The organism is Acinetobacter sp. YH12039 (assembly GCF_013420015.1).
In the GTDB taxonomy this organism is placed as follows: Bacteria; Pseudomonadota; Gammaproteobacteria; order Pseudomonadales; family Moraxellaceae; genus Acinetobacter; species Acinetobacter amyesii.
This window is the reverse complement of the sequence record NZ_VOZA01000015.1, coordinates 32,472-50,692: the sequence shown is the minus strand read 5'-3', so window position 1 is coordinate 50,692 and position 18,221 is coordinate 32,472. Positions and strand designations below refer to the sequence as shown.

General features: G+C 38.1%; 13 protein-coding genes. 11 read left to right on the top strand and 2 right to left on the bottom strand.

What is annotated here, in order from left to right:
• Positions 1 to 2: 2 nt before the first annotated feature.
• Positions 3 to 1,133 (bottom strand): type VI secretion system protein TssA, encoded by a 1,131-nt coding sequence (gene tssA, locus FTT98_RS08560; RefSeq protein WP_180027198.1) that lies wholly within the window; start codon positions 1,131 to 1,133, stop codon positions 3 to 5.
• 19 nt (positions 1,134 to 1,152) lie between these two features.
• Positions 1,153 to 3,825 (bottom strand): type VI secretion system ATPase TssH, encoded by a 2,673-nt coding sequence (tssH, locus tag FTT98_RS08555; protein WP_180177264.1) that lies wholly within the window; start codon positions 3,823 to 3,825, stop codon positions 1,153 to 1,155.
• A 373-nt stretch (positions 3,826 to 4,198) separates the two neighbouring features.
• Between tssH and FTT98_RS08550 the strand changes: the two genes are divergently transcribed.
• From FTT98_RS08550 to FTT98_RS08500, 11 genes are all read left to right on the top strand, one after another.
• The gene (locus FTT98_RS08550) at positions 4,199 to 4,894 is read left to right on the top strand and encodes a hypothetical protein (protein ID WP_111885475.1); all 696 of its coding nucleotides are present in this window, start codon (positions 4,199 to 4,201) and stop codon (positions 4,892 to 4,894) included.
• 15 nt (positions 4,895 to 4,909) lie between these two features.
• Positions 4,910 to 5,413, top strand: a complete 504-nt coding sequence (tssB, locus tag FTT98_RS08545) for a type VI secretion system contractile sheath small subunit (RefSeq protein ID WP_078193364.1) — start codon at positions 4,910 to 4,912, stop codon at positions 5,411 to 5,413.
• The gene (gene tssC / locus FTT98_RS08540) at positions 5,406 to 6,890 is read left to right on the top strand and encodes a type VI secretion system contractile sheath large subunit (RefSeq protein ID WP_168379480.1); all 1,485 of its coding nucleotides are present in this window, start codon (positions 5,406 to 5,408) and stop codon (positions 6,888 to 6,890) included. Before tssB ends, tssC begins: the two co-directional genes overlap by 8 nt.
• Before the next feature lie 48 nt (positions 6,891 to 6,938).
• The gene (locus FTT98_RS08535; RefSeq protein ID WP_078190771.1) at positions 6,939 to 7,442 is read left to right on the top strand and encodes a type VI secretion system tube protein Hcp; all 504 of its coding nucleotides are present in this window, start codon (positions 6,939 to 6,941) and stop codon (positions 7,440 to 7,442) included.
• 70 nt (positions 7,443 to 7,512) lie between these two features.
• A complete protein-coding gene (gene tssE / locus FTT98_RS08530; protein ID WP_078190770.1) occupies positions 7,513 to 7,989 on the top strand; it encodes a type VI secretion system baseplate subunit TssE in 477 nt (158 codons plus the stop codon).
• Between the two features lie 15 nt (positions 7,990 to 8,004).
• Positions 8,005 to 9,813, top strand: a complete 1,809-nt coding sequence (gene tssF / locus FTT98_RS08525; RefSeq protein ID WP_180008117.1) for a type VI secretion system baseplate subunit TssF — start codon at positions 8,005 to 8,007, stop codon at positions 9,811 to 9,813.
• Entirely contained in the window at positions 9,777 to 10,769 is a 993-nt protein-coding gene (gene tssG / locus FTT98_RS08520; protein ID WP_180177263.1) for a type VI secretion system baseplate subunit TssG, read from the top strand. The genes tssF and tssG overlap by 37 nt, the downstream gene beginning before the upstream one ends.
• Before the next feature lie 2 nt (positions 10,770 to 10,771).
• The gene (locus FTT98_RS08515; RefSeq protein ID WP_180177262.1) at positions 10,772 to 12,217 is read left to right on the top strand and encodes a hypothetical protein; all 1,446 of its coding nucleotides are present in this window, start codon (positions 10,772 to 10,774) and stop codon (positions 12,215 to 12,217) included.
• A gap of 28 nt (positions 12,218 to 12,245) precedes the next feature.
• Positions 12,246 to 16,079, top strand: a complete 3,834-nt coding sequence (gene tssM / locus FTT98_RS08510) for a type VI secretion system membrane subunit TssM (protein WP_180177261.1) — start codon at positions 12,246 to 12,248, stop codon at positions 16,077 to 16,079.
• A 57-nt stretch (positions 16,080 to 16,136) separates the two neighbouring features.
• Positions 16,137 to 17,096 carry a type VI secretion system-associated protein TagF gene (gene tagF, locus FTT98_RS08505; protein WP_168379476.1) on the top strand — a complete coding sequence of 320 codons (960 nt, stop codon included), beginning with the start codon at positions 16,137 to 16,139 and terminating at the stop codon, positions 17,094 to 17,096.
• Between the two features lie 20 nt (positions 17,097 to 17,116).
• Positions 17,117 to 17,863, top strand: a complete 747-nt coding sequence (locus FTT98_RS08500; RefSeq protein ID WP_257230200.1) for an OmpA family protein — start codon at positions 17,117 to 17,119, stop codon at positions 17,861 to 17,863.
• The last annotated feature ends 358 nt before the right edge of the window (positions 17,864 to 18,221 follow it).

The following is an 18,221-nucleotide window of genomic DNA, read 5'->3' as shown; positions in this document are numbered from 1 at the left end:
TTTTACCAGTCGCTATTCGATTCATTGCTTTGTTGCTGAACACCTAACATTTCTTGTACAGCTTCAAGAGGGTTTTCATCCTTAATCACATGAGTTAACCATTCATGCAGTGGCATTTGTGACCATTTAATGGTCTTTTGCAGCATATAACTGACAGGGCTATGCGGCTCATTCACTTGGAAATAGTCCGCAATATCTTGCAAGACTTTCATGGCTTGTTCACGGTTTTCAAGATGATTTTGCACTTGAGGTTTAAATTGCTGCGTATGCTGTTGTTGTATTATTTGCATATCATTCTGCACGGAAGTTACAGTGGAAAGTGTCTGGCTTTCAATTGGAGAATTTGATTGAACCTGTTCAGCGCTCGATGAATTGATAAAAGCATCTGCTTTATAGATTTTTTTTAAGCTCAAGTGAATCATTTCGATTTGAGAGTCAATGCCAGCAAAGCTTGGCGCATCTAAACCCATCAAATCATCAAGAGTCGTTTTTAAGTTTTCCCAATGGTTTAAAATATCTAAAAACTGTTGGTAATACTGGTATTGAATTGATTTTGACGTATTGAACAAGGCATGTTCAAACTGTTCCATACCATTAAAAGACTCTTCTTGATCATCATCTTCATGGTTGGATTTACGTCTTTGGTTTTGAACATGAAGTAGTCGATCATAGTCGGATAGGGAATACGCTGCCGCGCCATGAACGATTGAAACTGATTTAATTAATGTTGGGATTTGATTAATTATTCCTTGTAATAAACCTAGACGTTGATCAAGGTCATCATCTTCAATTTCAGGATGAAGTTGTAGCCAAAAGTCTTGCAAACTTTTTTGTGTAAGTTCAATCCCTTTGGCAATCCCTTCGAAACCATGAATGTGAGTCCACGCTTCAAGCAACCAACCATATAAGCGAATATCTTTAGTTTGTTCGCGAAGTAGATCTGACGATTTTTGGTGCACAAAGCCCCAATCTGCTTGTTTCGGTTCTGCGATCCAGTCGCCTTGATCCAAGAGTGGGTCATCTTGTGTTTTAGCTTTTTTAATTGCATGAAAATCATTGGAAAATGAAAAATCACTACCGCAAGGTAAATCATCCGTAATCGGTTGCAATAAAGCGTCGAGCTCTAAACTCATATTCTACATCGTTCCTAGCTTATGCTTCTAAGGTTTTAGTCTTTTTGCTGCTGCGTTTTTTCGCAGGTTTACTTTTAGGATCTAAAACATAAATAATTTCATCGTCTTTGACATCGATTTCAATGACCGATGGAATCTTTTGCTCACTCATTGCCATGAGTAATTCAGTGGCTAAAGCAGGCAAGACCGTCGCATTTAAAATGTTGTCGACATTACGCGCACCACTATCGACCTCAGTACAGCGACTTAATAATAATTCGACTAAATCATCGGTATAGCGTGTTTGCGTACCATATTGTTTTTCAATACGCGCGGTGATTTTGCCTAATTTATGCTGAATAATGCGTACAAGCAGATCATCGTGTAAAGGGAAATACGGCACAATACGCATACGACCTAAAAATGCCGGCTTAAATTGTTTATACAATGCTGGTTTTAATACATCTAAAAGTTCTTCTGCTGACGGCCATTCTTCTACTGGCTGATTTAAACAAGCCTGCATAATGGCACTTGAGCCTGCATTTGAAGTCAATAAGATCGTGGTATTTTTAAAATCAATTACACGACCTTCGCCATCTTCCAAAGTACCTTTATCGAATACTTGGTAGAATAGCTCTTGAACATCGCTGTGTGCTTTTTCAATCTCATCGAGCAAAACCACACTATATGGATTTCGGCGAACTGCTTCTGTCAGTACGCCGCCTTGGCCATAACCGACATAGCCCGGAGGAGCACCTTTTAAAGACGACACGGTATGTGCTTCTTGATACTCAGACATGTTAATGGTGATTAAATGTGACTCACCACCATATAACTCGTTTGCTAACGCAAGTGCTGTTTCGGTTTTACCCACACCACTTGGGCCAACCAGCATGAAAACGCCTTGAGGTTTATTTGGATCTTCCAATTTTGCCTTAGAGGTTTTAATGCCTTGTACCAGTTGATGCAGTGCATAATCTTGACCCATCACACGTTGTTCTAACTGTGCTTCAAGCTTCAAAATTTGCTGAATTTCATCATTCACCATTTTACCAACAGGGATGCCGGTCCAGTCTGAAATGATTTCATTAATAATTTGAGCATTTACACGTTCAAAAACCAGCGGCGTTTGACCTTGTAAAGTTGCCAGTTGGTTACGAATATTGCTTAAAGTTTCAATATTTTCTGGTTTTTGCTCGGACTCTTGTTCAAGCGTTTTAATCTGTTGAACGATTTCGAGTTCTTTTTTCCACTGCGTTTCTGTTGACTGAATCTCTTGTTCAAGCGCGGATATTTGTGTTTTTACACTTTCAATGCGTTCGTGGTGAATCGGAATATTCTTATGTTCATTTTCAAGAATCGCCAATTCAAGCTTCAAATTATGTAATTGAGCTTGAAGTTGATCCAATTTTACTGGTTGTGCATTTTGCGTTAACGCAACACGCGCAGAAGCTGTATCTAAGACACTTATCGCTTTATCAGGCAATTGACGGCCAGTGATATAACGGTGCGAAGCATGGACTGCAGTAACGATAGCTTCATCGTCAATTTGTAAATTGAAATGTTTTGCCATCACTGGAATCATGGCACGCAGCATATCGATTGCGACTTCTTCAGTCGGTTCTTCAACCTGAATTACTTGGAAGCGTCGGCTTAATGCGGCATCTTTTTCAAAATACTGCTTATATTCAGCCCATGTGGTTGCGGCAATGGTTCTTAACTCACCACGTGCAAGCGCCGGTTTTAACAGGTTTGCTGCATCATTTTGACCTGCTTGACCACCCGCACCAATCAACGTGTGTGCTTCATCAATAAATAAAATGATTGGATGTGCAGAGGCTTGAACTTCATGAATGACTTGTTTTAAGCGATTTTCGAACTCACCTTTAACACTGGCGCCCGCTTGTAGCAAGCCCATATCTAAAGTATGAATGCTGACATTTTTTAAAGCATCTGGAACTTGGTTGGTTGCAATTTTTAATGCCAGACCTTCAACAACGGCCGTTTTACCAACACCAGGCTCACCCGTTAAAATCGGATTGTTCTGACGACGACGCATCAAAATATCGAGCATTAGGCGGATTTCAAACTCACGACCAATCACAGGATCAATGCCACCATTTTTAGCTTTTTCAGTTAAATTAATGGTGTATTGGTCTAGAGCAGGTGTTTTAACTGGCGTTGTTGCATTCGTTTGAGCAGCTGATTTTTCATCTGGTGATGCAGTTGCTAAATCTTCATTTTCAATGCTCTTTAGGCAAAGATCTAAAAATTTATGTTTAATCGTATCGATAGGTAATAAATCGAAAAGAGAAGAAGCTCTTGCTGCAATTTGGTATAAATCTGGCGCGGTAAGGAGCGCAACAAGTAAATGACCACTACGAATTTGTGGATCTTGTTCAGCAGATGCTAATAACCAAGCTTGTTCAAGTAAGCGCACAATGGATTGGGCAAAAATAGGGGTGCGCGTATTTCCTTTTGGTAGTTGAGCAATACTTTCTTTGAGGTCATCTGCCAAACCGTCTGCAGAAACTTTGTATTTTTCTAAGAGTATTTGGAGGTCATTTTTATTGTTATAGGTTAATAATTCGAGTAAAAAATGTTCAATTTCGATTTCATAATTTTGCTGTGAAATACATGTATTGGCTGATTTTTCGAGTGAAATGCGGGCGTGAGGTGAAAGTTTAGTAATTAAAACTTTTAAATTATTCATAAATAACTCATCAAATTTAGAATCCACAGTACGAAATTTTACAAGTTTGACTGTGATCTCTTTTTTCTTGCTATAAAAATAAAAACTTTAAAATCAACACCTTATATATTATTAGTGTCTTGCTTTAGGCGATATAATACAGACTAAATAAAAAAAGGAAAAAGATTTTTTTATAAAATGAAACAAAAAAAAACAAATAGTCGACAAACTTTGGAGCATTTGGCACATTTTTGTATTGACTCTATGTGCTTATTTTTTGTTAAATCTGCAGCATATTTTTAATTTTGATAAATGAAGAGAAAACCCACGGGAAAATAAGTGGTGATTTCTCCACATAAATTAAGTTTTAGCACGTAGAAATACAGAGGAAATTTTGAATAAATTTAGTGTTTTATTACCTATAATTTTAGCAGCCAGTTTAACACAAACCGTTTTTGCAAAAGATAAAGCGGCATCTGTGAAAAAATCCTGTTTAAAGGATTATCCACTGGCAGTAGGTGATACAGATCCAGAGATTATTGGTTTTTATAATCAGTTATGCGACAAAAAAAATAAGAAAAATGAGAACTTAAAAAATGAAATTTTTGTAGATATTGCCAAAAAATATCAAGCTAATGGTTACAATTTAAAAGCATTGCAAGCGGTCAATCTGCTGCGAGAAAAGAACTATCAGTCGCCTGAACTTACTGATGTCACTTTTTTAGCAGGTATCGCTATTTCTTATAATGCGCTGAATCATATGCGGAGTAATGAAAATCGTACTCTAGATGAACAGACCTATTCTCCTGCCAAAGTGTTGTCGGATAATATTCGTTATATTCAGCCGACGATTGATAAATCTACGTCTGCTGCAGCAGATGTTCGTGAAAAAAGTACAGAATCTTCGAGCAATGTGAAATCTAAACAGACAACACCAGCTAAAAAACGAACCAATACAGCGTCTACCAAGTCTAAACAAACGACTACAGCAGCAAGCAAAAAGAAAACTACCACGACAGCAAAAACGCAGACTACAGCGAAAAAACCTGCTGCCAGTGGTTCACCTTTCGATACATTAAAAAATAAATAACAAGGAAAAGCACTCATGGCAAAACGTGAAAGTGTACAGAAAAAACTTCAACGAATTCGTCCTCCTCGTGTTCAATTGACTTACGATGTTGAAGTTGGCGACGGTAAAGAAATTAAAGAATTACCATTCGTTGTAGGGGTGTTAGGTGATTTCTCAGCGGCATCTGAAGTAGAGAAAACCAAATTAAAAGACAAGAAATTCATTAATGTTGATTTAGATAATATTGATGAGGTAATGGAGTCTTTAGCGCCACGTGCTAATTTTCAAGTTGAGAATACCTTGACTGAAGACGGTGGAAAAATGTCGGTAGATCTTACATTTAAGAGCATGGCCGATTTCACTCCAGAGCAAGTTGTACAACAGGTTGATCCATTACAAAAGTTAGTTGCTGCACGTGAGCGTCTGTCTGACTTGCGTAATAAAATTTCAAATAATGAACGCTTAGAAGATTTACTGGATGAAGTGTTACATAACACTGATCAAATTCGTAAGTTGAGCGTGGAGGCAGAAAATGAGTAATTTTAATACTGCAACTGCTGCAAACCTTGAAGCAACCGAAGAATATTCACTTTTAGATTCAATTGTCGAACAAAGTCGTATCGCGCGTACAGATCAAGAACATGATCGTGCAAAAAGTTTGATTGGTGAACTTGCCAAAGAAGTCATGGCAGGTACCATCACCGTTTCGGACAATATGACTTTATCAATTGATAAGCGTATTGCTGAAATTGATGCGTTGATTTCATCTCAGTTAAGTAAAATCATGCACCATGCTGAATTTCAAAAAATTGAATCGACATGGCGCGGTTTGTATTATTTCTGCCAAGAAACGCCTTCAAACTCTTTAACAAAAATTCGTATGTTAAATACGACGAAAAAAGAATTGATTAAAGATTTCCAAGGTGCGACCGATTTTGACCAAAGCACATTGTTCAAAAAAATCTATGAAGAAGAATATGGATCGTTCGGTGGTGCGCCTTATGCAACATTGATTGGTGATTTTGAGTTTGACCGTACACCTTCTGACATGTATTTGCTTGAGCAAATTTCACATGTCGCGGCGGCTGCACATGCACCGTTTATTTCGGCAGCAAGCCCGAATATGTTGGGTCTAGAATCTTTTACAGATATTGATCGTCCACGCGATGTGTCGAAAATCTTTGAAACCGCTGAATATGTACAATGGCGTTCATTCCGTGAAAGTGATGATGCACGTTATGTTGCATTGACAATGCCACGTGTATTGGGTCGTTTGCCATATGATCCAAAAGAAGGCATTGCCACTGAAGGATTTAATTTCGTCGAAGAAGTTTCAGGTGAAAACCATAATGAATATTTATGGATGAACGCGGCTTATGCCTTTGGTACGCGTTTAACCAATGCATTTGATATGCACGGTTGGTGTGCTGCGATTCGTGGTGTAGAAGGTGGTGGTTTAGTTGAAGGCTTGCCTGTCCATACATTCAAAACCAATGATGGCGAAGTGGTCTTTAAGTGCCCAACTGAAATTGCAATTACCGACCGTCGTGAAAAAGAACTGAGTGACCTTGGTTTTATTCCGTTGGTACACTGCAAAAATACGGATTATGCAGCATTTTTCGGTGCGCAATCGACGCAAAAACCTAAAAAATATGACAGCGATACAGCTAATGCAAACTCTGCATTGTCTAGCCAGATCCAATACATCATGGCAGTTTCACGTATTGCACATTATTTAAAAGCAATGATGCGTGACAAAGTGGGTAGTTTTGCATCAGCGGGTAATGTTGAGACTTTCTTAAATGAATGGTTGTCGCAATATGTATTACTCGATGATGGTGCATCTCAAGAAGCTAAAGCTCAGTATCCATTGCGTGAAGCTTCTGTAAAAGTTGTAGAAAATCCAGCTTTGCCTGGTCACTACAAATCTGTGGTTTTCTTAAGACCACATTTCCAGTTGGATGAGTTGTCTGTTTCATTACGACTTGTGACCGAGTTACCTCAGTCCTCAAATTAATTTTGGGTCAACACTATAATAACTTTAAATAAATAGGTATTCAGAACAATGAAAGATATATACATTCAATTTCGTGGTAAGTACAAAGTAGACGGCGAATCTCGTGATGCAGAGCACAAGAGTTGGTTAGAAGTAAACTCTTGGACGCATAACATCCGTCAACCTAAATCTGCGACTTCTTCAAGTGTGGGTGGCCACACTGCAGAACGTGTAGAACATTCTGATATGGTTTTTGTTAAAGATTTAGATGCGACAAGCCCTAAACTTTGGGAAGCGTGTTCAGCAGGTTATACATTTGATGAAGTTCAAATTGATTTCTACCGTGCGAATGGCGACAAACGTATCAAATATCTTCAAATCAAACTGAAACATGTGTTGGTTTCTAGCGTGACTCCAACTGTAAATGATGAAGGTGTTCCACACGAATCATTTGGTTTGAAATATGCTGCAGTAGAGTGGACATATAACCAACAAGATATTAACGGTACTGCGAAAGGTGCTGTTACTAAGAAGTGGTCATTATCTAACAACACTGCTTCATACGCAGCGTAATAGATGGATTCAGATAGAGGCTAACTTGGGTAGCCTCTATTTTCATTTTTTTAAATATTTATAAGAAGATATGAATCTCGATCAGCTTTATCCTTATGGTTTTAGAACGACTTTATTTGACCGCTTATTACCAGCTGATGCTCAGCAGACTCAAGGTCTGTCTTTGCAAGAACTTCGTGAATCTGTTGCTTCCGATTTAGAGGATCTCCTCAATAGTCGTGTGGCAAAATTAGATGAACTGATTGATGACTTTCCATTAGCAAAAAAGTCTATTTTGCAATTTGGCATTATCGATTTTGTGGGCTTATCGACAGCAAATCCATCGGATCGCGACAAAATTTGCCAGTCAATTGAGCAATCGATTGCTGCACATGAACCGCGTTTAAAACAGATTCGAGTCGAAATGCTCATGGATGGCCATAATATGGGGGCACTATGTTTAAGTATTCAGGCATATTTAAATATTCATCCTTTATACGAACCAGTTATTTTTGATGCCTTATTAAAACCAACAACACAACAATATGTTATTTCTCCAAGAGCTTAATGAAGTGGGTTATCTGTGATTGAAGAGCTGTTACCGTATTACGAAAAACAACTACAGGAATTTGGACAACAGTCCCGTGAGTTTGCCAGTAAATACCCCAAAATCGCCCAGCGTTTGTCTTTAAACCAAGAACAAATAGATGACCCGCATATTGAGCGTTTAATTCAAGCATTTTCTCTAATTTCTGCACGGATTGACAAAAAACTTGCAGATAGTTATGACGTTTTTACCCGTTCAATTTTTGAGGTGATGTTTCCTCAATATTTAAAACCATTTCCTGCATGTTCTGTGGTGAGCTTCGAAGATATAAATAAAATTAAGCAATTAACAGATCGACACGTTATTCCAAAGGCGACCAGTCTAAAAGCCAAAAGTACGCGCGGTGTTCAATGTGAATATCAGACGGTACAAGAAGTCACATTATTACCGATTCAATTAAAACAGCTCAATTTCAAAACTCATCCATCGGCACATATGCATTTAAATCAAAATGCCACATTGAGCTTAGGATTTGAAATTTTTTCGAATAAGCACGCTTTACTCAAAAATGAAACTTTGCCGATCTTTTTAGACGCTATTTCTAATTTTCCTTTGCAGGTTTTGGATAGTATTTTTAAATCCACTACAAGTTTTTCGATTCGTGTAGGGCAGCACATTTTTGATATTGCCAATCCATTTGAAATTATGGGCTTTGAAGAAGTTCAAAGTGTTCTACCTATCGATCAACATACGCATCATGCATATCGTTTACTGATGGAATATTTTTGTGTTCCTGAAAAATTCAATTTGTTAAATCTAAATTTAGATTTCATTAAGTTTTTAAGTTTAGAACATAGTGAATTTGATGTTCAAATGCACTTTAAACTCAATTTAAATGATCAAGCAGCGATTCGAAATTATTCTGAATTAAATGCTGCAAATTTTAAATTGTTTGCTACACCAATTGTTAATCTTTTCAATAAACAAGCAGAGCCGCAAAAGATTAATCATAAGCGAATGGAATATCCATTGGTGACAGATGCACACCATCCTGAATATTTTCAAGCCTATAGCATTTTAAAAATGAATATGGTGCGTGAAAAAAGTAACCAAGATGAAGTGTATTATCCGGTACTGCCTTTTTTTGCAATGAGTCATTATCATCAGGATAAAGTCCAGTTTTTTTATAGTTTAAATCCGCAGCAGATGAAGAATAAACATCAGGAATTAAACTATTCAATCATATCTCGTGCTTTAGACCCACATAGCACTCAGTCCGATTTTATTAGTACTGAACTACTATGTAGTAATCGTGAGTTACCTTACGAAAGTTATAATAAAGATCAAAATGCATTAACTCTGAATGATAGTAATTTGGCACGTCGTGCTCTGATGCTCAAACGACCGTCGTTACCGTATTATTTTGAGCAAAATAAACAAGAACAGTGGCGGGTCATTTCACATTTATCTTTGAATAATATGTCTTTAATGAAAGGCGATGCGGTCTCTCATATTAAAGAACTTTTGGAATTGTATAATTTACCTAAATCGAAAGAAAACCAAATTATTATCGACTCCATAAAAAATATTCAGTTTTCTACCACGCAGAAACTTGTGGATAGTAAACCGTTTCCCTTATTTGTCAGAGGTTTAAAAGTACAGCTCGATATCGATGCGGATATATTTAGAGGACATAGCCTGTATATATTTAGTCAATTACTGGCACATATCTTTAATTTAAAAGTCAATATGAACAGCTTTGTCGATGTCTCGGTTTTTGATGCAAATAGTCAACAGGAGTTATACCAATGCGTGCAGAACGTTGGTGGCAAGAAAGCTCTGTAATTGACGGACTTTTCCAAGAACCGAAAGCCTACGAGTTTGTTCAAGCTACTCGTTTGTTAAGACATGCACCTTATGGAGCAGCTCAAGTCCATTGGGCCAATGACTTTGAGTTTAATAGTTCACTTAATCTGAACTTCCCGAACACTGAAATTGAAAGTTTAGAGTTCAACGATGAGAAAGTTGAACTGACAAATTTAATGGTGGGTTTAACGGGTATTCAAGGTGCATTACCTTATAGCTATACCAATAAGATTAAGTTCAGCGGGCGACATCAGCGACACGAAACACAAAAGTTTTTAGGGCTGTTTAATCATAAATTAACAGCACATTATGTTGATGCCAGTTTAAATTATCATTTACCTATTCGTTATGAAATCGAGCAGGATAATCACTATCTTGATATTTTACATGCATTAAATGGTTATATCAGTAGCCAGCATGATCAGCCAGATTTAGATGATTATTTTGCTGAATTCTCAGGTTTAATGCAGGGGCAAAACAATACAGCTTATGCATTAAAAACCATGCTGAATTGTATCTTTAAGCAGAAATTTGATATTCGAGAATTTATCCCTGAAACTTTTGTATTTGAAGAAGATCAGAGAACATGTTTAGGTGGATCTCAGCCGAGCTTATTGGGGCTGAATACTTTTTGTGGTGAAAAGATTCAACAGATTGACGAAAAAATTGAAATCGTGATTGGACCTTTAAACCATGAAGATTATTTAACATTTTTACCGAATCAGTCACACAGCCAAAAATTAAAACAAATGATTCAAACTTGGTGCAGTCCAACATTAATGGTGGATGTGCGCTTAATTTTACAAAAAGAAGAAATAAAACCGGTGTGTTTAAATTCTTTGAGCGGAATTGGTTTAGCTCAGGGAGCATTTTTACAGCCGAATAAACAGGTCGATAATACAGAAACCTGTTATGCCTTAATGGGGAATTCATAATAATGCTGAAATTAATAATTGGAACCTTTAGTACGCTTTTTGTTTTGTGTACTGCTTTCGTGATTTTTTACTGGCGAGATACAGGCTATGACCCGACGGCTTTGGATCTGGTCACCTATTTTCTACTTCTTCCTGTCGCATTATGTGCGATTATTTTGTCGCCTTATTTGATTTATAAGAGCATTCAACATCAAAAAGAAAAAAAGCTTGAAGCTGAAAAACGTGCCGAGGAACAAGCTGAGCAACAACAACTTGAGGCCATTGAACAAGCAAAACCGAAGCCTGTCGATGTACAGCAATTTCGTTTAAATGTTTATTCTTCAGCGGCTTGGCATAGTTTTGGTGAAAATGAACAAATTATCCAAGATATTCAACAATTCAAAAGTCCTGAACTTGATGATAAATTATTCAATGCATACGGTTTGCCTGTTCTTTCATTTCGAATCAAAGATTTAGATGAACTTACTAGTGAAGAAGCAGATGATGAATTTAGTGCCATCACCATGCGTGAAAAACGAATCCAGTCACTTATTCAGCAACAACTAGAGCAACACGTAGAAAGTCTATTTTTAATCGCTGAGCATCTGAAGCAATCTGCACTCTTTTATGATAGTGAATTGGCATATCAGTACCGTATGCATCCGGGTTGGGTGGACCCAGATTATACGCAAGATGAACATCCAGAACATTTGGCGAACACTGCACAGCAAGTTTCACGTCTAAACCGTTTAAATGTCCATATTTTGCTTGCTGATAATTTGATTCATCAATGGAGTGATGATTATGCTCAGATTATTCAGCAGTATCTTTCCGACGGGTTTTCGATCATTCCTGAACAAATTCATATCGAGCCACATTTTATCGGCACTCAAGTCGCTTATTCAGAATGGTTAAGCATTTTAGAAATGATTTCAAAACAAAAGTCTGAAGTCAGTTTGATTCTCAATGCTGACTCTGAAATCGATCAAGAATGGATTGATGAAAAGATGTGGCTACAAGAAAAATACATTGCTGCAGAGTTTACATCGAGTTGGTGTTTGGCTGCTTCAGACGTTCAAGTTCGAGGCTTAATTCCAAATAAAGTGCTACAAGTGGTGGCACATGAGCCTGAGTTGAAACGTCATTTAGAGCTTCAAGCACTGAATAATTTAGATCAGTATGATCAAGAACAACCCTTTTTATTGATGTTAGATGATGCTACAGATATAAAAGTGGTGAAAAAATTACAGTATAAATTTAATGAAACCGCGATTGAAACCTATCATTTTTTATATACAAAACAGAATCTTGGAAATACCCAGCAATTGGCAAAAATTTTTGGATTCATGTTGGGTATGCACTTGCCAGAAGAGTTAACTGCCATGATTTATAGCACAGACCAAGAATCGACATTTGCTTTTATTCAAGCATTTTCAGTAGAAGATGAACTTGAACAAGAAACTGTTTAATTAGAATTAAGACGAAATTGAGAACATTGTGAACACACTATTTTATACGATCCTCGGTTATGTTTGGCAGTACGTCACCAATCCTAAAGCGATGGTGGCTTTGTCATTTTTTGTGGCCATTGTTGCCATGCATAATTCGATTCCGCAAAAGACTTTTTACATTGTGGTTGCTGTTTATATTCTCGGATTAATTCTGTGGGGTATATATGAATTAGTACAGCATTATCGTCATAAAAAGCAAGGCGAGGAACTTGCTGAGGCGATTGCCAAGGATAATGAAGCTGAATACGGTAAACAAAAAAATAAAGAAGAACTTGCGCTGATCAATCAGCAAATGAAAGACTCGATTCAACTTATCCGTAAATCAAAACTCGGCGACAAAAAGGGTAATGCAGCCCTATATGAATTACCTTGGTACATGGTGATTGGTAACCCAGCAGCGGGTAAAAGTTCAGCGATTTATAATTCTGGTCTTAGATTTCCATTTGAAGAAACTCATCAGAAAATGGTGTCGGCAGGTCTAAGTGGTACTCGTAACTGCGATTGGTTTTTCTCTACAGATGGTGTGTTACTCGATACCGCAGGTCGATATTCTGTTTATGCCGAAGACCATTCAGAATGGTTAGGTTTCTTAAATATTCTCAAGAAAAACCGTTCTAAAGCACCAATTAACGGTTTAATCGTGATTGTTTCTGTGGCGGAGCTTGTTAGTCAAAGTCCTGAAAAATCAATCAAATTAGCCAAAAACTTACGCGCACGTATACAGGATTTGACGGAACGTTTAGAAATTTTTGCGCCAGTGTATATCGTTTTTTCAAAAATGGATTTGATTGCTGGCTTTACAGAATTTTTTGATTGTTATGATAAAGATGAATTTGATCAAGTTTGGGGTGCAACACTGCCTTATGATCCAGACTCATCTGAGCATGCCGTTGAGATGTTCGAAAAGCATTATTCAATTTTATACGATGGTTTGAAGAGCGTCAGTACGACACACTTGAGTCGTCGTCATTCGCAAAATATTTCTCCAAGTGTAATGACATTTCCACTTGAGTTTAAAAGTTTAAAGCCAGTGTTAAAAACTTTTATTGGTACGTTGTTTCAAGACAACCCTTATCAGTTTAAACCGGTATTCCGTGGGTTCTATTTCACCAGTGCGTTACAAGAAGGTGTGATTGAAAGTCCAATGACCGAGCAAATCGCTGAAGACTTTCATTTGGTGAAAAGTACGGATAGTGAGTTTGGCATTCCGACAAATTCTGTTTCGCAAGACCATGGTTATTTCTTAAAAGGACTCTTTTCAACCGTCATTTTAAAAGATAAAAATCTAGTTAAACAACATATCAATCCTGCACGTAAACGTCAGCGCTTTATGGCATTTATTGCTGCATTGTTATTGGTTGCTGTGGTGCTTGGGTTATGGGTTTGGTCGTATCGTAATAACCAACAACTCGTGGCGGAAGTTCAGGCAGACCTAGACAAAGTTGTACAAATGGAAAGCCGTAGCGGAAGTGAGCTTTCGACTCAATTGGATGCATTGCTGATATTACAAGGACATTTACAGCAGCTCGATCATTTTGATGAAGATCGTCCATTGAAATATAGTTTTGGTTTATACCAAGGGAATAAAATCCGTGAAAAACTCAAAGTTGAGTATTTACGTGGTATTCAACAAATTGTATTGGCACCATCTCAGCAAAATATGGCGCAGTACTTACAACGTGTCAAAGCCAATGAAGCGACGTTGAAAGAAAATCACGTCAATGTGCAAATCACTCAAGCTGTGAAATCAAATCAGCCCTATTTAGAACCATCAGATACTAACCCTCAGGATGCCTACAATGCACTGAAGGCGTATTTGATGATGAGCAATCATAAATATATGGAATCGAGCCATTTGAGTGACCAAGTTACTCGTTTCTGGCGTTCATGGTTAGATTCAAATCGTGGTCAAATGCCACGTGGGGAAATGATTCAAAAAGCAGAACAAGTTTTATCTTATGCGATGACTTTAGCTGCTGATCCTGCGTTCCCGCAAATGGAATCTGATCCTTTATTGGTTGATCAAACACGTCAATTATTGACGGCTGTTACCATGGGTATTCCTGCACGCGACCGCGTTTATAATGAAATTAAAATGCGTGGTTCAGTACGTTTCCCAGCAGTAACTGTGAAGCAAATTTTAGGTGAAACAGGCCAAAATAGCATGTTGGGTAGTTATGCCTTGCCGGGTATCTTTACTTACCAAGCATGGAATGATTATGTAAAAGATGCGATTAACCAAGCAGCGAATAATCCGACGGATACTCAAGATTGGGTACTCAATACCAATCGTTCTGATGACCTGACATTTAGTGGCAGTCCAGATCAGATCAGTAAACAGTTAACCGAACTTTATAAGCAGGAATATATCGCTGAATGGCGTAAATTCTTAAATGCTGTGCATTATGGCAAAGGCGCAGATGTCGCTCAGCAGTCACGTTTTATCGATATTTTAGGTGAACCTGAAAATTCGCCAATTCGTAAAGTGGTTGACCGTATTGCGAAAGAAACCAGTTGGGATAATCCAATTGTTCAAGCAGAACTGGCTGCACCTCAGAAAGGCTTTATTGCGTGGTTTAAACGTAAAGTCCTTAGCCGTGATGATGCGCAGCAGGCACAGCAAGTGGCTTCAAAAGCCGGTCAAGGTGTTATTGCAAAAGAATTTGATGTGTTCTATCAATTGGTTCGTAAGCGTGATGATCAGCAAAACAAATCTATTTTAGATGAATACATGCTGTCTTTGAGTCAAGTACGTAGTAAGTTCAATGACTTGAAGAGTGGCGGTGATATGGGGCCTGCAAGCATGACATTGGTGAAACAAACCATCAATGATCAAAGCTCTGTCTTTAATAGCACGCAAAAATTTGTGGATGAAAAAATGTCTGTGGGTCTGAATGAATTAGAGCAGCAGTTGATTCAAAAACTCTTTATGCAGCCAGTGACCCAGTCATTTGAAGTATTACTGATCCCAGCTCAAAACGAAATTAATAAGTTGTGGGCAATGCAGGCGTATCAACCTTTTACAACCAATCTTGCACCTAAATATCCATTTAACAGTAATGCCACTTTACAAGCGACCAGTAATGAAATTAGCCAAATTTTTGGTGAAAACGGAAGTATCGCGCGCTTTGTAAAAGAATATTTAGATCCATTGGTGATTCGTCGTGGCTATACCTTAACCACGAAAACATGGAAAGATTTGGGTATTGGTTTAAATCCACAATTTGTGGCAAATTTCCAACGCTATGTAGCGCCAAGTAATGGCGTTGCTACAGGGGAATTGAGTCAAGTAGCACCTGCAGCAACTAATCAATCGAACTTCCAGTTCTTCCCATTAGAAAACACACAGTTACTTTCATATACCATTGATATTGATGGTCAACGTATGGTGTATGAAAATGGTGTTCAGCAATGGGTGAACTTCGTATGGCCAAATAAAGGGGCAATTCCGGGTGCACGAATTACCGCGATTGACTTAGATGGTCAAACTCATACCATTTTTGATGAGCCGGGTGAATATGGTATTAACCGATTGGTTGAAGGCGCTCAGCGTACACAAAATGGTAATTCATTTGAAATGGTGTGGCGTAGCAAACAAAATCCAAAAGTGTTTGTAAAAGTGAACTTCCGTTTAATCAGTGGTAACGCATCTGGCCCAACTACAGGTTCAGGCTATTCAGGTATGACTCTTGTTGATCAAGTGGTGACGAATAAAGGTGTTCGTGTCGTAGCAGCGCAAACGATGCCAGCAGGACAAGCGCCTGCAGCGCCGCCCGCGACTTCACCGATGAGTGTTGTACAAGGAACAGCAACACCATGATGATGAATTTAAAAATGAGAGCGGTGGCATTCGTGCAAAAGAACAAGGAGTGTGACGATGTATGAAGTGAGAACGACACCGCTGTATTATGGAAAATGTCCAGCTCGTGGTGACTTCTTAAAGAGCCGTGAACAATATTCACTGATTCAGTTAATTGATCAGTGGATCACGGAGGCGCTTGAGTTCGCTATGCGTTCAGACAATTTTAATGCAGCGTATAACTCACTGCCTTCATTAGATTTCTTTATTGCCAGTCCAAAAGATAAGCGTTTTTTGGTTGCCAATTTGATTAGTAGTGAAGACAGTTCAAAGCGTCAATTTCCAATGGTGCTGGCTCATCTGCTAGAAATCGATGATCCTTTCGATAATATTTTGTATGCACCATATCGTTATAAACAGACTTTGATTGACTTATATCAGCGTAACCGAGTGATGCGTTCTATTCGCGATCCCGATATTTTGCTCGATAAATTAGGCAAACTGAATAACGAAATCCAAGTGTTCGGAACAGAGGAAACCTCTTCTTTTTATGAGCACCATACGTTGCATTCATTTGCACGTTTATTGAATTTTACGCCTTATCAGTTGGCGCAAAGCATGATTGGTCTCGGTTTGCTGCTACAACCGATTATTCATCAGGGTACGTCTCGGTTGAATAAAGTGTTGATCTTACCGATCAATAATATTAGTTACTGCTATGAAATCGCGGCTTTTTGGGTCAATTTAATTAGTCGTTTTGTCGAAAACCAAGATGCTGAGTTACTCATTGGCATCCTACACAGTGATTCACCTGTTTTACTATTTGGTTTTCAAGGTGCTGATATTACTGCACTCAATGATGTTTTTACCCAAAATATGCAAAGTGATCATTGGGTTTCCCTGATCGATGCCAGTTGGATTGATCCTTATCTTGAACAAAATGCAGGCTTAGCCGTTTTGGAACAGTCTTTGAGTGAGCGTCAGATCAGCCTTATTCATGGCATTAAACTTTTTAGACAGACTTTTATAGAAGAATAATGATGCAAAGAATCTTACCAATGTTGCCCAAATTTCTTGCGAGTGTGTGCATTTTAGGCTGTTCGGCTTTGCTCTGGGCAGAGCCTATTGTGATTGAAGGCGCTGTACCGAATGAAGCAACCAAGCAAGAAATATTAAATAAAGCCTATTTGACTTATGGTCAGGCAAATGTGGTTGATAAAATTCAGGTTCGAGCGGTTACTGCACCCAATGGTTGGGGCAATAGCGTAAGCCAGATGATTAATGATGACTTAAAGAAAGTAAAACAGGGGAAACTCTCTGTACGCGGAACGCAAGTCGATTTAAGTGGAAAGATGTCAAATCAAGATGATATCCAACCCACGACCACCAAGTTTCAGTCTTTGGTCACAGCACCTTTTCGTTTCAATGCACAGCTTTCTGTCAATCAGGCTGAACAGGCCATTATTGATGCGGCTTTACGTAATCGTATTATTGAATTTGAATCTGGAAGCGCGATTTTAGCACCATCTGGGGTACAGATCTTAGATGAAATGGTTATCGCACTGAATCGCGTCGGTGGGAAAAAAGTACGAATTATTGGTCACACAGACAGCTCAGGGAATCCTGAGAAAAACTTAAGTTTAAGCCAAGATCGTGCTAATACAGTTAAAAACTACCTGATTTCAAAGAATATTGCGGCGGCGAACTTAAGTACTGAAGGGATGGGCTCAAATAAGCCTGTAGCAGACAATGCTACGCCTGAAGGCCGTAAGAAAAACCGTCGTATTGAGTTTGAAGTGCTGTAACTATTTCAACTTAACTACAACGGCTAATGCGTCGAACCCAGTGTATCTAGACTGGGTTTTTTTATGCTAATTGACTCAGTCAATTATTTGATAACTGAAATCGACATTTTTTAAAGCAACAGAGCGGAAACAAAATAGGAACATATTTTGAATTGGGATGATGCTATTAATTTTTGCATTATATACCACTAAAGCATTCATATTTTGAGCAATAAAACAGTGGATTCTAAAATCAATTAAGGTTAAAACATAAGAATCAGTTTTGGATATGTGTTTCATATCTACTGCTTTAACCTTGTCGATAAAGAATAATCACTTTTGACATGGTGCAAAGTTTTAAAAAATCTGCAGGACAGTG

Excerpts from the sequence above, each read along its gene's own strand:
- tssG (WP_180177263.1), top strand. The coding sequence starts at position 9,777 with ATGCGTGCAGAACGTTGGTGGCAAGAAAGCTCTGTAATTGACGGACTT.
- tssC (WP_168379480.1), top strand. The coding sequence starts at position 5,406 with ATGAGTAATTTTAATACTGCAACTGCTGCAAACCTTGAAGCAACCGAA.
- tssH (WP_180177264.1), bottom strand. The coding sequence starts at position 3,825 with ATGAATAATTTAAAAGTTTTAATTACTAAACTTTCACCTCACGCCCGC.
- tssE (WP_078190770.1), top strand. The coding sequence starts at position 7,513 with ATGAATCTCGATCAGCTTTATCCTTATGGTTTTAGAACGACTTTATTT.
- tssA (WP_180027198.1), bottom strand. The coding sequence starts at position 1,133 with ATGAGTTTAGAGCTCGACGCTTTATTGCAACCGATTACGGATGATTTA.
- tssB (WP_078193364.1), top strand. The coding sequence starts at position 4,910 with ATGGCAAAACGTGAAAGTGTACAGAAAAAACTTCAACGAATTCGTCCT.
- tagF (WP_168379476.1), top strand. The coding sequence starts at position 16,137 with ATGTATGAAGTGAGAACGACACCGCTGTATTATGGAAAATGTCCAGCT.
- FTT98_RS08535 (WP_078190771.1), top strand. The coding sequence starts at position 6,939 with ATGAAAGATATATACATTCAATTTCGTGGTAAGTACAAAGTAGACGGC.
- FTT98_RS08500 (WP_257230200.1), top strand. The coding sequence starts at position 17,117 with ATGTTGCCCAAATTTCTTGCGAGTGTGTGCATTTTAGGCTGTTCGGCT.
- FTT98_RS08515 (WP_180177262.1), top strand. The coding sequence starts at position 10,772 with ATGCTGAAATTAATAATTGGAACCTTTAGTACGCTTTTTGTTTTGTGT.